At 34.9% G+C, this 14,452-nt stretch carries 15 protein-coding genes; 10 read left to right on the top strand and 5 right to left on the bottom strand.

What is annotated here, in order from left to right:
- Nucleotides 1–1,344, bottom strand: coding sequence for an ABC transporter permease (locus AVL50_RS26365; protein WP_062620074.1), 1,344 nt, complete (start codon nucleotides 1,342–1,344; stop codon nucleotides 1–3).
- A gap of 2 nt (nucleotides 1,345–1,346) precedes the next feature.
- A complete protein-coding gene (locus tag AVL50_RS26370; RefSeq protein WP_062620075.1) occupies nucleotides 1,347–1,988 on the bottom strand; it encodes an ABC transporter ATP-binding protein in 642 nt (213 codons plus the stop codon).
- 289 nt (nucleotides 1,989–2,277) lie between these two features.
- Between AVL50_RS26370 and AVL50_RS26375 the strand changes: the two genes are divergently transcribed.
- Nucleotides 2,278–3,003 (top strand): hypothetical protein, encoded by a 726-nt coding sequence (locus AVL50_RS26375; protein WP_062620077.1) that lies wholly within the window; start codon nucleotides 2,278–2,280, stop codon nucleotides 3,001–3,003.
- 116 nt (nucleotides 3,004–3,119) lie between these two features.
- Here the strand turns inward: AVL50_RS26375 and AVL50_RS26380 are convergent, their stop codons facing one another.
- Nucleotides 3,120–4,292: a hypothetical protein gene (locus tag AVL50_RS26380; RefSeq protein WP_062620079.1), complete on the bottom strand. Its 1,173-nt coding sequence runs from the start codon at nucleotides 4,290–4,292 to the stop codon at nucleotides 3,120–3,122.
- A gap of 387 nt (nucleotides 4,293–4,679) precedes the next feature.
- On the opposite strand from AVL50_RS26380, the gene AVL50_RS26385 reads away from it, so the two are divergent.
- The 4 genes from AVL50_RS26385 to trpC are packed head-to-tail and all read left to right on the top strand — an operon-like array spanning nucleotide 4,680 to nucleotide 8,493.
- Nucleotides 4,680–6,086 (top strand): anthranilate synthase component I family protein, encoded by a 1,407-nt coding sequence (locus tag AVL50_RS26385; protein WP_062620080.1) that lies wholly within the window; start codon nucleotides 4,680–4,682, stop codon nucleotides 6,084–6,086.
- Between the two features lie 27 nt (nucleotides 6,087–6,113).
- A complete protein-coding gene (locus AVL50_RS26390) occupies nucleotides 6,114–6,680 on the top strand; it encodes an aminodeoxychorismate/anthranilate synthase component II (RefSeq protein WP_062620398.1) in 567 nt (188 codons plus the stop codon).
- A gap of 14 nt (nucleotides 6,681–6,694) precedes the next feature.
- The gene (trpD, locus tag AVL50_RS26395; protein WP_062620081.1) at nucleotides 6,695–7,681 is read left to right on the top strand and encodes an anthranilate phosphoribosyltransferase; all 987 of its coding nucleotides are present in this window, start codon (nucleotides 6,695–6,697) and stop codon (nucleotides 7,679–7,681) included.
- 29 nt (nucleotides 7,682–7,710) lie between these two features.
- Nucleotides 7,711–8,493, top strand: a complete 783-nt coding sequence (gene trpC, locus AVL50_RS26400) for an indole-3-glycerol phosphate synthase TrpC (protein WP_062620083.1) — start codon at nucleotides 7,711–7,713, stop codon at nucleotides 8,491–8,493.
- A gap of 40 nt (nucleotides 8,494–8,533) precedes the next feature.
- On the opposite strand, the gene AVL50_RS26405 is transcribed toward trpC, so the two are convergent.
- Together AVL50_RS26405 and AVL50_RS26410 are read right to left on the bottom strand one after the other, a co-directional pair.
- Nucleotides 8,534–8,932 carry a hypothetical protein gene (locus AVL50_RS26405; protein ID WP_062620084.1) on the bottom strand — a complete coding sequence of 133 codons (399 nt, stop codon included), beginning with the start codon at nucleotides 8,930–8,932 and terminating at the stop codon, nucleotides 8,534–8,536.
- A gap of 55 nt (nucleotides 8,933–8,987) precedes the next feature.
- Nucleotides 8,988–9,677: a hypothetical protein gene (locus AVL50_RS26410; RefSeq protein ID WP_062620086.1), complete on the bottom strand. Its 690-nt coding sequence runs from the start codon at nucleotides 9,675–9,677 to the stop codon at nucleotides 8,988–8,990.
- A gap of 32 nt (nucleotides 9,678–9,709) precedes the next feature.
- Here AVL50_RS26410 and AVL50_RS26415 point away from each other — a divergent pair, with 32 nt between their 5' ends.
- The 5 genes from AVL50_RS26415 to AVL50_RS26435 all read left to right on the top strand — a co-directional run bounded on the left by AVL50_RS26415 (nucleotide 9,710) and on the right by AVL50_RS26435 (nucleotide 14,280).
- Nucleotides 9,710–10,381, top strand: coding sequence for a phosphoribosylanthranilate isomerase (locus AVL50_RS26415; RefSeq protein ID WP_062620087.1), 672 nt, complete (start codon nucleotides 9,710–9,712; stop codon nucleotides 10,379–10,381).
- A gap of 4 nt (nucleotides 10,382–10,385) precedes the next feature.
- On the top strand, nucleotides 10,386–11,570 hold the full coding sequence (trpB, locus tag AVL50_RS26420) for a tryptophan synthase subunit beta (protein ID WP_062620089.1): 1,185 nt from the start codon (nucleotides 10,386–10,388) through the stop codon (nucleotides 11,568–11,570).
- A gap of 168 nt (nucleotides 11,571–11,738) precedes the next feature.
- On the top strand, nucleotides 11,739–12,626 hold the full coding sequence (locus AVL50_RS26425) for a hypothetical protein (RefSeq protein WP_157491572.1): 888 nt from the start codon (nucleotides 11,739–11,741) through the stop codon (nucleotides 12,624–12,626).
- Between the two features lie 111 nt (nucleotides 12,627–12,737).
- Entirely contained in the window at nucleotides 12,738–13,136 is a 399-nt protein-coding gene (locus tag AVL50_RS26430; protein ID WP_062620092.1) for a nucleoside 2-deoxyribosyltransferase, read from the top strand.
- A 187-nt stretch (nucleotides 13,137–13,323) separates the two neighbouring features.
- Nucleotides 13,324–14,280, top strand: coding sequence for a kelch repeat-containing protein (locus AVL50_RS26435; RefSeq protein ID WP_082796019.1), 957 nt, complete (start codon nucleotides 13,324–13,326; stop codon nucleotides 14,278–14,280).
- Nucleotides 14,281–14,452 lie beyond the last annotated feature (172 nt).

A 14,452-nucleotide genomic window follows, 5' to 3' on the forward strand; every position in this document is an offset into this window, starting at 1 on the left:
TTATTCTGATAATGCCTGTGATATGTTTGTTTTAGCTGCTTGTATGGCTGGAACAATGGAAGCTATAAAACCAATACTAATAGTGCCAATAAATAAGTACAATTCACCAATAGTAAACGTAAAACTACTAATATTTAAGGATTGGAGCGCTTCAATAGAAGTAGATGCTACCCCAATAGTTGCGTGACTTATTGTTATGCCAATGATGAAACCTAAAAGAGCACACAATAATCCTTCGGTCAATAATAAACCAAAAATATAACTCTGTTTGGTGCCTAGTGATCTCATGTAAGCTAATTCATATTTTCTTTCCTTTAATGAATTATATAAAGAAATGAAGATACTTAAGCCTGAAACAATAATGATAGCAATGGCTAAATATTGTAAAGCTAGGATGACATCGCCTACCAAACTTAATAGTCGAGCAGTTTCATAAGCAGGACTAGCCGCTTGCATAGAAGTTTGCTCATTGATCATTCTTGGTAGTGCTATGGCGCCCATTGGGTTTCTGAACTTAACCAACAAAGTTGTGATTTCTTTTTCAGCATCCTCATGATCGTCATGATAGGTATGTGTTTCATGGCCGTCATGGCCGTCATGGTCGTGCTCATCATGATCCTCATCCTCATCTCCATGGTCATCATGTTTATGAGCATGCTTTTTATGATGTTTATCCTTCTTTTTACCAGACAGGTTACCATAATTTACTTTACTCTTTGGCTCATGTTTATGGACATCCCAAATTGAATTCAAACTGGTCATAATTAAATTATCAATGACAGTTCCCGTTGTCTTTAGAATTCCAACCACCACAAAGTGTTCATCATCATGACTGTGTCCTTCTTCACCCATACCATGAGAACTATGGAAATCATCACCAATTTTCAACCCTAACTTTCGGGCGACGTTCGCTCCAATTGTAGCTTCAAAAGAACTCTTTTCATTCCACATTTTTCCTTCCAAAAGCTGAACTTCGTACAAGTCAGTGTATTCATGAGTGGTTCCGACAATTCTGTAACCTTTATAATTATCACCTAATGACTGTGGAATAGCTTTATCAATAAGTGGGTGCTTTTTTAATCTCATGGCATCTTCAAGTAGTATATTTCCTGTCGGATTATCTACCTGATAAATTGCACAAAGGATTAATTGTAAAGGACTTCCTTTTGCTCCGACAACCATTCCAATGCCAGCTTTATTCTTCTCAAGTGTAGTTTGAAAATAATCTTGAGCCAAAAGAAGTGCAGAAATGATACTTACTCCAAAAGCGAATAATGTAAGGTTGAGTGAAGTGCTAAGAGGTTTGTGCCAAAGGTTTTTCCAGGCAAATTTGAATATATTCATGATTATTGGATACTTTTTAGCGTTAGGATGTGATCTTGAAATTCTTCTTTTAATCGGCTGTCGTGAGTGACAATCACTAAAGCACTATTTTCTTCAGAAGCTATTTCTTTTAATAGGCGAATGACTTCAAAAGCATGGCCATCATCCAAACTTGCAGTAGGCTCATCTGCTAATAGTAAGGCAGGTTTATTAATCAAAGCCATAGCTACAGAAAGACGTTGTTTTTCACCTTCACTCATTTTTTTAGGTGATCTGTCCTTGTGTTTCACTATACCTAACTTTGTCAACAAATGATCAATTCTATTTTTATCAACTTTTTTACCGCCAGCTTGTTGTGCAAAAGCTAGATTCTCAACAACAGTAAGGGCCTGTGCGAAATGAGGTTTTTGGAAAATAATCCCAATATTTTCGCCTCTGAATTGATCCATTTCCTTACTTTTCAGTGTAGAAATATCAATATTATTTATGCTGATTTTTCCTTCTGTACAAGGCAGTAAACCTCCTAATAAGTGCAGTAATGTGGTTTTTCCGCACCCAGAAGGGCCCAATATTAATAATTTATCTCCGGAAGAAATCTCAAAATCTGGGAATGAGATAGTACTTCCTTTTGGATAAGTGTATTGCAGTTGACTCGTTTGTATCATTATGTTTATACTTTGTGACAAAAGTAATAGGAAAGGAAGATTAAATATAACATTCTGATTGATATTGGATAAGATTTATAATTTTAAAAGAACTTTTATAAAAGAGAGCGGAAATGAATGAGAATCGAGAGATATTTTTTTGTACTATATAAAGATTGATTTTTAATGTTTCAATAAATAGAATATTCGCTTTTTGAAAAAGGATGCTCTGATATATTTTTTCTTATGTTTGCTTTACTTAAAGTGTATTCTACTAAATAAATCCTCAAATTTTTTAATCATTTAAAGTATGTACAAAAAACTAATCATTGCAATGACTTTTTTATTCATTGCACTTCAATCTTCGGCTCAGCAATTTCAAACTCCTTCATATGCTTTTTCACATAAAAAAACGGCTTATATCACATTAAATGATGGTACTGAACTGAAAGGTATTTTAAAAGACTTAGACAGAAAGAAGGGTATCATCAAAGCACTTAAGTTTGAAGATGGTGAAGGGAAAAAGCACAAACTATTGGCATCTGATGTAAAGTATATGTACTTACCTCCAAGTGGCTTGGACAAGCTTCAAAAAACAATGGATTTCTTGGGAGATTCTAGAAAATGGAACGATGAGAAATTGGATCAAGATTTATTGAACAAAGGTTTGGTTTACTTTGAGCAAGCAAATGTAAAAATAAAGAAAAAGGAAATGCTTTTATTAGTACAATTATTAAACCCTATGTTTAGTAAAGTAGTGAAAGTATACCATGATCCAATAGCTGGTGAAACAACATCTGTAGGTGTAGGTCCTATGAAAGCTGGTGGTATTGCAAAGTCTTACTACATCAATGTAAACAACGATAAGGCTGCTTACAAAGTAGCTAAGAAAGATTACAAAAAAGAATTTGTTCCAATGTGGAAATCATGCTCTAAAGTAGCAGAACAATATGGTGAAGATGTGAACTGGAGAGATTTAGCAAAGCATGTTCTTTTATACTCTGAGTGTTCAGACGAGAAAAAGGAATTAAAATAATCTACTTTAATTCATAATACACTTATAAGTAGTTCTTGGTGAAATTTTCAAGATATATAAAAAAGACTTTCTTTTTACATGAAAAGAAAGTCTTTTTTAGTAGTACTTTTTTTGATCTAGTTCACTGGTGTTGCTAAAGACCTAGTTTTAGTTCTACCGTTTGTTTTTTGAATGTTCTTGATGGCACTATCAATTTGCATTAAATTATATTTCATAGAACCTTTAGTGAAAGTACTTGAGTTTTCAAGTTTTTCATAGTCTGGAATAAGCTTGGAATATTTTAAAGCATCCTCAACATTATTTTGTAGAATAGCTACAGTCGCTAAGTTGGCGTGCATTTTTTCCAAAAGTTCTGGATTGTCTACTTTAGAAAGAGCCGCTTCCCATTCTTTTTGCAGTTCAGCCAATACAGGTTTTACATCATCAAACGATTTTCTTTTCTTTTTACTTAAAGACAGCAAAGCTCTGATTTCATTAGCAGCTTTTTCAGTTGATGCTTCTAGCTCAGCGATTTCCTTCACACTGATTTTGTAGATAACACCAGTAAACGTTTGTGTGTACCCGACAATCTGATCTTTTAACTCGATTCTTGCATCCTTAATCATATCACGGATAATGTCTGATTGATAGTTTCTTAATTTTCTTTCAATCAACTTCTGACGTTTTTCGGGCTTTTTTGTCATTCTAAGTTGTTGTCTGAAAGTAGGATTAAGCATAAAATCTTTCAGCTTGATGTAGGCTACATCACCTTCCTGTTGATCATTGACTAAAAATTTAATTCTCTTTTCTAAATAAACATCCCCTTGAGCATTAGAAACTGTAAGAAGAGATGAAATATTTGTTTCACAGATGATACTTTCCTTATCAGACGGATCAATGTCCAGCTGAATATTATTGACTTCAAACTTGTCATTAACAAGCTTCACAATAATATCTGGTTTTTGTTCATTTGAAGTGTAAAGTGGTTTCAGTGTTAAATATTTATCAGCAATTTTGTTGAGTGTATCCACACGGCATTCTTCAAGTTGCAAGCCTCTTTTATTATAAGGTAGACTTTTATACTTTTCCTCTAGATTCCTCCAGTCACTCTGATAAATAGGGTTTAACCCAGATTCAATTTCAACAGAATAATATTCCCCTCCTGAGTCGATTGTTTTGGCTGGCGATGTTTCTAGTTCCCAGCTGATATAGCTTTTAGACGCCTTGAATTTTTTTTGAGCATTACAGATGTCAGCAGTAAATAGAATGCAAAGGAGGATTGATAATTGATAAAAAATATGATTTCTCATTGTAAAAAAATAAAGTATTAAAAAGTTGCTTTAAAGTACTACTGCCGTAAATATAGAGATAAAAAGTGATCACATACTTTGTTATATTTTTAAGTTCATCAAAAACTTAATGAAATATAATTTGTATAAAATTTCATATTTAATTGTGAAATTCGTCCATTATTCATAGTTTTATTGCGAAATGAGAAATTCAGTAGAAAATATCGTAAAGTCATGGTGGTGGCACTCAGTTAAATCAAATTGAGTGGCAGACGCGTATAGGCTTTATTTTAAAATATATATTGAAGGCTCGCTGTTCACTCAGTGAGCTTTTTTTGTGCCTTATTTTAAGGTAACAAAGAAAAAATTGGAATGAGTACCTAAAAAACAAAATTAATATACTACGTCATGTATCGATTTAATAACACACATGCACAACTACTGGCAGACACGGTGACACCAGTGAGCATCTATCTTAGAGTAAGAGATAGATTCGCAAATAGTTTATTATTAGAGAGTTCTGATTACCATGGAGCGGATAATAGTTATTCTTTTATTTGCTGTGAACCCATCGCAGAATTTTCAGTTCAGGATAAATTATTAAGGGTTCAATACCCGAATAAAGAAGAGGAAAAAAGAGAGTTAACAACACATGCAGAGGCATTAAAAGAACTATCGACTTTCTCAAAATCTTTTGAATACGAGCAAAAAGAAGATCAGAAGTTTCCTTCTCATGGACTTTTCGGTTACATGACGTATGATGCGGTACAGTCCTTTGAGGAAATTACTTTTGATGATGATAAAACAGATACAGGTATTCCTCAAATCAGATATCAAGCATTTAGATATGTGATTGCGATAAATCACTTTAAGAATGAGTTGCATATTTTTGAACATATTCCTGAAGGGGCTGATTCGGAAAGCAATATTGAGGAAATTAAGTCTTTGATCAAAAGTAAAAACTTCCCTGCTTACCATTTCTCAAGAACAGGAGAGGAGACGACAAACTTCACAGATGAGGAATTTTTGAAAGTAATAAAAAGCGGAAAAGATCACTGTTTCAGAGGGGATGTATTCCAGATTGTACTTTCAAGAAGATACCAACAGGATTTCCAAGGAGACGAGTTCAATGTGTACAGAGCATTACGTTCTATCAACCCTTCTCCTTATTTATTCTATTTCGATTACGGTACATATAAAATCTTTGGTTCTTCTCCAGAAGCTCAGATTATTATAAAAGATAAAAAAGCGACGATTCACCCTATCGCGGGTACTTTCAAACGTACAGGTAATGATAAAGCTGATGCAGAAATTGCTCAAAAGCTTTATGATGACCCAAAAGAGAACTCAGAACACGTTATGCTTGTTGATTTAGCAAGAAATGATTTGAGTAGAAATGGCGATAATGTAGAAGTAGAGGTATTCAAAGAAATTCAATATTACTCTCACCTGATTCACTTGGTTTCTAAAGTAAATGGTCAATTATCAGAAGGAACTGATCCTTTAAGAGTGGTTGCTGACACATTCCCTGCAGGAACACTTTCGGGTTCACCGAAATACAAAGCCATGGAATTGATTGATAAATACGAAAACGTAAGAAGAAGTTTCTACGGTGGAGCGATTGGTTTTATGAGCTTTGAAGGTGATTTCAACCATGCCATTATGATCCGTTCATTCTTGAGTTTGGACAATCAATTACACTACAGAGCAGGTGCAGGTGTAGTCGCTCAATCTTCTGAAGAAAGTGAATTGCAGGAGGTGCATAATAAATTAGCGGCATTGCGTAAGGCAATGGATATGGCAGAAGAACTATAATACAGGGAAGAAAATTTGATGAAGGCAATGAAAATACTTGTTCTAGATAATTATGATTCGTTTGTGTACAACCTAGTACATTACTTAAGAGAATTAGGGCAGACGGTAGAGATATATAGAAATGATAAAATCACTTTGAAAGAGGTAGGGAAATATGATAAAATCCTTCTTTCTCCAGGTCCTGGTATTCCATCGGAAGCGGGAATTATGCCTGAGGTGATCAAAGAATACGGTTCGTCTAAAAGTATTTTGGGCGTTTGTTTGGGACATCAAGCGATTGGTGAAGCATTTGGAGCATCGTTGGAAAACAATTATCCTTTACATGGTGTTCAGGATAACGCTCAAGTAGTAACGCCAGATGCGAGATTATTCCAAGGCTTACCCAATACTTTTAAGATTGGGCATTATCATTCATGGGTGATTCAGTCAGACAGTTTAGAAGGAACACCTTTGAAAGTAACAGCACGTGACGAAAATGGATTTGTGATGGCTGTTCAACACAATGAATTTGATGTACAAGGTGTACAATTTCATCCAGAGTCTGTATTGACAGAACACGGGATGGCAATTCTTAAAAACTGGATTCAAGGCTAACTAATAAAACAACCATGAAAAAGATATTAAACAGACTTTTTGAATACGGTTCTTTAACGGAACAAGAAGCAAAAGAAACGCTTACTAAACTAGCACAAGGGGAGTTTAATCCTAGTCAGATTGCTGCTTTCTTGACAGTATATTCTATGCGTAGTATTACGGTAGAAGAGTTGACTGGTTTTAGAGATGCCATGTTGGAGTTGTGCTTGAGAATTGATTTGGATGACTATGATGCCATGGACCTTTGCGGTACAGGTGGTGATGGTCAAGATACGTTCAATATCTCTACACTATCCTCTTTTATAGTGGCAGGTGCTGGTCAAAATGTGGCAAAGCACGGTAACAATGGTGTTTCATCAGTATGTGGATCATCAAACTTAATGGCTCATTTCGGCTATGAGTTTACAAACGACATTGATACACTAAGACGCAATTTGGACGAGGCAGGGATCTGCTTTATTCATGCTCCATTGTTTCATCCAGCAATGAAAAATGTAGCGCCTATCCGTAGAGAATTAGGAGTGAAAACTTTCTTCAATATGTTGGGACCAATGGTGAATCCATCATTCCCGAAAAAGCAAATTGTAGGGGTATTCAGTTTAGAAATTGCACGTTTGTACGGTTACTTGTATCAACAAACTGACAAGCAATTTGCCATCCTTCATTCATTGGATGTGTACGATGAAATCTCATTGACTTCTCCATTTAAGATTATCACAAAAGAAAGTGAGCGTCTATTGAAGCCGGAAGATTTAGGTTTGCATTACCAGACAAAAGAATCACTTTTCGGTGGAGGAACAATTGCGGAATCAGCAAAAATTTTCACTGATGTATTGGAAAACAAAGGTACACTTCCGCAAAAAGAAGCAGTACTAGCCAATGCCGGTGTAGCGATTGCGACAGGTAAAGGTTTAGCATTTGAAGAAGGTGTGGCACAGGCCAAAGAATCACTGGAATCAGGTGCGGCACTGAATGCATTTAAAAAATTGATTAATTCATAAGGACTATTCGTCTAAATAATAAAAGAGAAATGACAATTCTAGATAAAATTGTTGCCCATAAAAAAATCGAAGTAACAGCAAGAAAAGAGTTATTAAGTGTTCAAGATTTAGAAGGAAGACCATTATTTGACAAAGAACCTGTTTCTGCCAAATCATGGATTACAAGTCCGAATAGATCAGGAATTATTGCTGAATTCAAAAGACAATCTCCTTCAAAAGGTTTGATCAACGGAACTGCCAAAGTTTCTGATGTAGCTGAAGGGTATTATAAAGCAGGTGCATCTGCCATGTCAGTTTTAACAGATCAAGAGTTTTTCGGTGGAACAGTGGATGATTTATTGGCAGCGAGATCTGTTTCTCCAGTGCCCATCATCAGAAAGGATTTTATCGTAGATGAATATCAAATCATTGAAGCTAAATCAATCGGTGCAGATTTTATTCTTTTGATAGCCTCTTGTTTGACTCCTGAAGAAAGTAAGCATTATGCTACAGTAGCAAGAAACTTAGGTTTACAAATTCTTTTGGAAGTACATGACGAGCAAGAATTAGAAGCTCACGTTTGTGATAAAATGGACTTGATTGGGGTGAACAACAGAAACCTGAAGACTTTCGAAGTAAGTATTGAAACGTCAAAAAGGTTAGCTGAATTGATTCCAAATGAGTACGTAAAAGTATCAGAAAGCGGTATCAGCAATATTGAAAATATCAAAGAATTAAAGAAATACGGTTATCAAGGTTTCTTAATCGGTGAGAACTTCATGAAAACGGAAGATCCTGCCAAAGCAGCCATTGATTTTATGAAACAACTGTAGGGGTAGACCTATGTGTCTACCCGAAATATTTTTTAAATATTTAAAATATTTTCCATTTCTGATTGTCAGTATGAAAACGGATACGGTTGATTTGAGGGTAATAATCAAAGCTTCTGTAAAACTGTTCTCTAGCTCCTGACATTTCATATTTACCAAGTACTTTGACATTACTTTGCTTCAAGTAAATCTCAGCAGGAGAGTCTTCCGTTCCATAAACGATTACTTTCCCAGACTTATGGTGAATATCAATGGAGTCCGCTTTGATTTCGATAGATGGATCAATAAAGTAAGCCTTTCCTCTTAGACATAACAGGTGTTTTGGAGCATCAATGTAAGCATTATCAGCACTGTATTCTAGCGATCTTTCACGATCATAGAATTGTTGATTGCAACTAATAATTAGTAAAATGAAACAAGAATATAGTGCTGATTTGATCATGTTCTCAATGAATACATTTTGTGCTCACAAAGATATTTAATCTTGAGGATTTATCTTATTGAATTAAGTCCAATCTATTATCTAATACATTGAACACACAGTTTTTATTGATCTTGAATTCACCTTTTTTGGAAAGCTTATTTACGATTGAGGTAGAATTTGAAGAAAGTATGTTCAAGGGGTTAACAATTTGAATTGTGATTGGATCTTCTTTAGATCCATAAATAATAAGCTCATTGGTAGTAATATTTTGTTTTACTTTAGAACTCTTGATAATTAAATCTTCAAAAGTAATGGATACATTACCGTAATGGGAAATGTATTGTTTATTACTTTCAAAAGTAGAAGAATCTGATTCGGAGATTGGGTATGTAGGTATTCTAATATCTTGTTCATCTTTTTGAGGTAAGATATTAGGGTTGATCAGTAAGTCCAATTTATAGTCTGAATCTAAAAATATTGGTTTTACAAACTCATCATTAAGATCAATGATTTTAATAGGATTGGCTTTTGAAGCATAAAAAATGATCACTTCATCAAAAGCATTGTATTTGACACTGTCATTTACAATTAAGAAATGGCTGATTTCAGTTTGAACATTTCCACTATGTAAGTAGATCTCTGTTTTCTTATCAAAAGAGGAGTGTTCTGATGTGAACTTTGGAGTTAGATTATTTTGTGCAAATATGATGTTTGGAATAATTGAAAGACAAAGAATGAAGATGCTTGCAATAGTTGTTTTCATTTTAATAAAGTATAAGTTATAAGTTTCGTAACATGAATACTGACAAAAAAATAGGTGAAGTAGTCAATTGGAAGGTCTGCGGAATGCGCGATAAGCAGAATATTTCTGATGTTTTAACATTGAAACCAGACTATTTAGGCTTTATTATGTATCCACCTTCAAGCAGGTATATTGAAAGAGAAGACGTTTCTTTTTTAGAGCAAAAATGGAACAGCTCAACCAAAAGAGTAGGAGTGTTTGTGAATGAAACGGTTGAGAATATTCTAGCTTCAGCGAAGAAGTATCATTTTGATGTGATTCAATTACATGGAAGTGAAACACCGGAAGAAGCAAAACAATTGAAAGAAGAAGGGTTGGAAGTTTTCAAAGTGTTTGGAATCAAAGATGAATTTGACTTTTCAGTATTGACTCCTTACGAACCTTATGTGGATTACTTCCTCTTCGATACAAAGTCACCTCAACATGGAGGCACAGGCGAAACATTTGATTGGGGAGTATTAGAACAATATAATTCCACAAAACCTTTTCTTCTAAGTGGAGGGCTTTCACTTGGAAATATTAAGAATATCAGAAAGTTAGATCATTTACCTTGCAAAGGAATTGATGTAAATAGTAAATTTGAGGTATCACCTGCTTTCAAAGATATTGAGCAGTTGACTTCTCTAAGCGATTGGGTGAAATCTATCAACAACAAAAACAAATAATACGATGACATATCAAGAACCAGATCAGAATGGCTATTATGGCCAATTTGGAGGGGCATATATCCCAGAGATGCTTTATCCAAACGTGAAAGAATTGAAGGATAATTATGAGGCTATGATGGCCGATCCAAAATTTAAGGAAGAGTTTGATGGTTTATTAAAAGATTATGTTGGTAGACCTACTCCTTTGTATCACGCAAAGAAGCTTTCAGAAAAATATGGTGCGAAAATCTATTTGAAAAGAGAGGACTTGAACCATACGGGAGCACATAAAGTGAACAATACAATTGGTCAGATTCTTTTAGCGAAAAGATTAAAGAAAAAGAAAATCATTGCAGAAACTGGTGCAGGTCAACATGGTGTGGCAACAGCTACAGTTTGTGCGTTGATGGGATTGGAATGTATCGTGTACATGGGTGAAATTGACATTGCTCGTCAGCGTCCAAATGTAGAGCGCATGCGTTTGTTGGGAGCAGAAGTAATTCCTGCCACAAGTGGTTCAAAGACTTTAAAAGATGCAACAAACGAAGCAATGCGTCACTGGATTAACAACCCAGATGATACTCACTATATCATCGGTTCAGTTGTAGGACCTCACCCTTACCCTGATATGGTAGCGAAATTCCAGTCTGTGATTTCTGAGGAGATCAAAGAGCAATTAAAAGAGAAGGAAGGAAAAGAAAACCCTGATCACGTGATTGCTTGTGTTGGTGGAGGAAGTAATGCGGCAGGAGCATTCTATCATTACTTAAATGAATTGGATGTAAATCTTGTAGCCGTTGAAGCAGCCGGTCTAGGTGTAGAATCTGGTGAGTCTGCAGCAACTACAGCTTTAGGTACTCCAGGTGTATTACATGGTAGTAAAACGATCTTAATGCAGACAGAAGACGGTCAAGTAGTAGAGCCTTATTCTATTTCTGCAGGTTTGGATTACCCTGGTATCGGACCAATCCACGCTTTCTTGTTTGACTCAGGTAGAGCGCAGTTCAAATATGTGACAGATGATGAGGCCATGAATGCAGGTGTTGAGTTGTCACGTTTGGAAGGAATTATTCCAGCCGTAGAATCAGCACACGCTTTTGCAGCATTAGCAAAAATGGATTTCAAGAAAGATGATGTGGTAGTAGTCAACCTTTCTGGTAGAGGAGATAAAGACTTGGAGACGTACATCAAGTGGGGTAATTACTAGAAAATCCTCAAAACATAGATATTGAAGGCTAGCATTCTTTAAGGGTGCTAGCCTTTTTTGATACTTTTTCGGAAGTAAATGACCTCATTACGGAAAGCATAATAGTAAAAGGTTGCGTTTTAAATCATTATTAAAACTCATCTTACAATTACTAAAACAAAAACCAAAATGAGAGATTTATTATTATACATCGCTTTTATACTGTTCATGTCTTCTACTGCAAATGCCCAACTGATTCCAGTAGAAATCGACCTTTCCAAAAAGAATCCTACTTATCCTTTTTTGCCAAAGGATATGCCGTCAGTGATCAATGACCTAGATCAAATCAAACTATCTTCACCTGTATCTGTGCTGACTGAAAATGAAGATTATATCTATGGTACTATCAAGTTCATTCAAGGTGGAACGAATAACCTTATTACTGTTATTCATGTGAAAGATCAGCTGACTGGAGATAAAGTGAAGTTGAAATTGGAAGACATTAAGTCCATCATTCTTACAGGAGAAAAAACAATTTCAGTAGAACAGCTTTCTAATCAGCATAAATCCATCAACTATGTGGGCGATAAAGATATTTCTAGAGTAAAGAAGTTAGGATTTGCTCAAAATCAAGTAACCTATTTTGAGAAAATAAAGATCAAAAAAGGGAAAAAAGAAAAAGAAGCTTTACTGCAGGCTGTGAACTATGAATGTATGGGCTATAATCAAGTGACGTTATATTTTGATCCTCAGTCAAAACCTACTCAAGTAAAGGTTAATTTGGACATCAAAGAGCAAGGATATCGTTACAAAGGTGCAGTGATGGAATTTGTACCTGATGCTTACTATGTGAAAAATAACACCACTGACGAAGTGATTCATATTTCTCAAAAATCATATAAACAATCGAATGGTGAGTATGTGTCATCGGTTTATGAGAATGCTGAATTGGTAAGCAACCTAAAGAAAGGGAATGAAGCGTCTGTGAGTAAATACAGTGAGCAGAACTGGGCTTTCTTTTTATTGAACACAATCAATTACAATAATCAATTGAATGCAACAGTAGAAAGTAAATAGATAAAAGTCTATTTTATTCAGAAAGATAAGTGTAGATTTAAGCAGTAAATCCTAAGTATAGAATGAGGTTCTAACTTTGGGTTTACTGCTTTTAATTTATAGATAAATAAGATGAAGATATATTTTTCAGGTTCAATCAGAGGTGGTAGGGAAGACGCCGAGCTGTATGCCCAAATTATTGAAGAACTAAAGCAATACGGTGAGGTATTGACAGAACATATTGGCCAAATGGATCTTCAAGAAGAGGAAATCACTGATGAACAAATTCACAATCAGGATATGGCTTGGCTGACGGCTTCAGATATAATAATTGCAGAAGTGACGGTTCCTTCATTAGGTGTGGGTTACGAGATAGGAAGAGGTTTGGAGATGAAAAAGCCGATCTATTGTTTTCATAGAACTGAAAAAACTTCAGCTATGATTTCAGGGTGTAAAGAAATAAAAACATTTAAGTATGCTCAATTGGAAGAAATAAAAATACTTTTTTCAGAAATATTTAAAGAGCTGTAAAGTATTTTCAATGAAGATGTTAATAGGGTATGAAGTTTATTGGGAGGCCCAAAGATCCAATTAAATTATTGAACATGTTCATGCTTTTAGATTGGGTTTTTTCTATATTGTATTATTAATACTCTTAGTTTTTATAATTTTCTACTACAATAGATAGAATTACAAGCGATACAAAATTCAAAATTTCATGGGAAAGCGACTTACTTTTTTACTTTATTACCTTATGTCCTCATTGCTTGCAGTAGCTCAATTAGCCAATACAAATCATAATACATTATCATCAAAAAAAGGACAGGTATTGGAGTTTAAAGATCAGAATCAATTACTTTCTCCAAGGTTAGGTTTCGGTTATGCCAATGATGCTAACTACATTTACGTCACTTCAGGTGTTACTGTGAATAAAGAATTTCAGAATACAATAGAAAGATATGATCCTAAAGAAAATCAATGGGAATTGCTGTCAAAGAAGCTTTCACCGCTTCAATATTCAAGCCTGTCACTGAGTAATGATAAATTGTATGTCATTGGCGGTGTCAATAAGAATGGCAGGGTCAGTTCAAAAGTAGTAATATATGATTTAAAGACTGGAGACTTCTCAAAGGGAACAGAACTGTCATCTCCAATATATAGTTGTGGCTCTGCTGTTTGGGGTGGACATATTTATGTTTTCGGAGGAGCCTATGATAAAACATTTTATTCTAAGTCATTAAAAAGATATGATCCCAAAGCAAACACTTGGGAGACACTGACCGATATGCCGTCAAAGAAAAGCACTAAAGGTGAAATCATAGATGGTAAATTGTATACGATAGGAGGTTACAATGGGAAAAAAGCGTCAAACAGTGTGGATGTATATGATATCTCAACAGATAAATGGGGGCATGTATTTGATTTGCCGGTAGAAGTTTCAGCACATGCCACTGCTGTTATCGATGGTAAAATTTGGATTGTAGGCAATTACAATGAAGAAAGTTACTTAGCTTCTATTGATCCGATCAATAAGATATATATTGAGTACAACTCCAATATGAAAGTCAGCCGTCATGGTGGTTGTGCGTATATCAACAATGAATTGTATATTTTTGGAGGAATAACTTCTACGACCGGTAAGGCACTTAGCAGTGTACAGAAGCTTGAAATGTAATTATAAAAAGACATTATAAAGCAAGGTCAATCAGAGCATTATAATCTGATTGACCTTTTTTATTTTAAGTCAAATTAAATTGAAATTTTGAAAAATCTACTATATTGAGTTCGGAAAAGGACGTTTCTATACAGGAATGCACCTTTTGCTTAAAGCTCCTTCAATAACCCAA

Source organism: Flammeovirga sp. SJP92 (assembly GCF_001583495.1).
In the GTDB taxonomy this organism is placed as follows: domain Bacteria; phylum Bacteroidota; class Bacteroidia; order Cytophagales; family Flammeovirgaceae; genus Flammeovirga.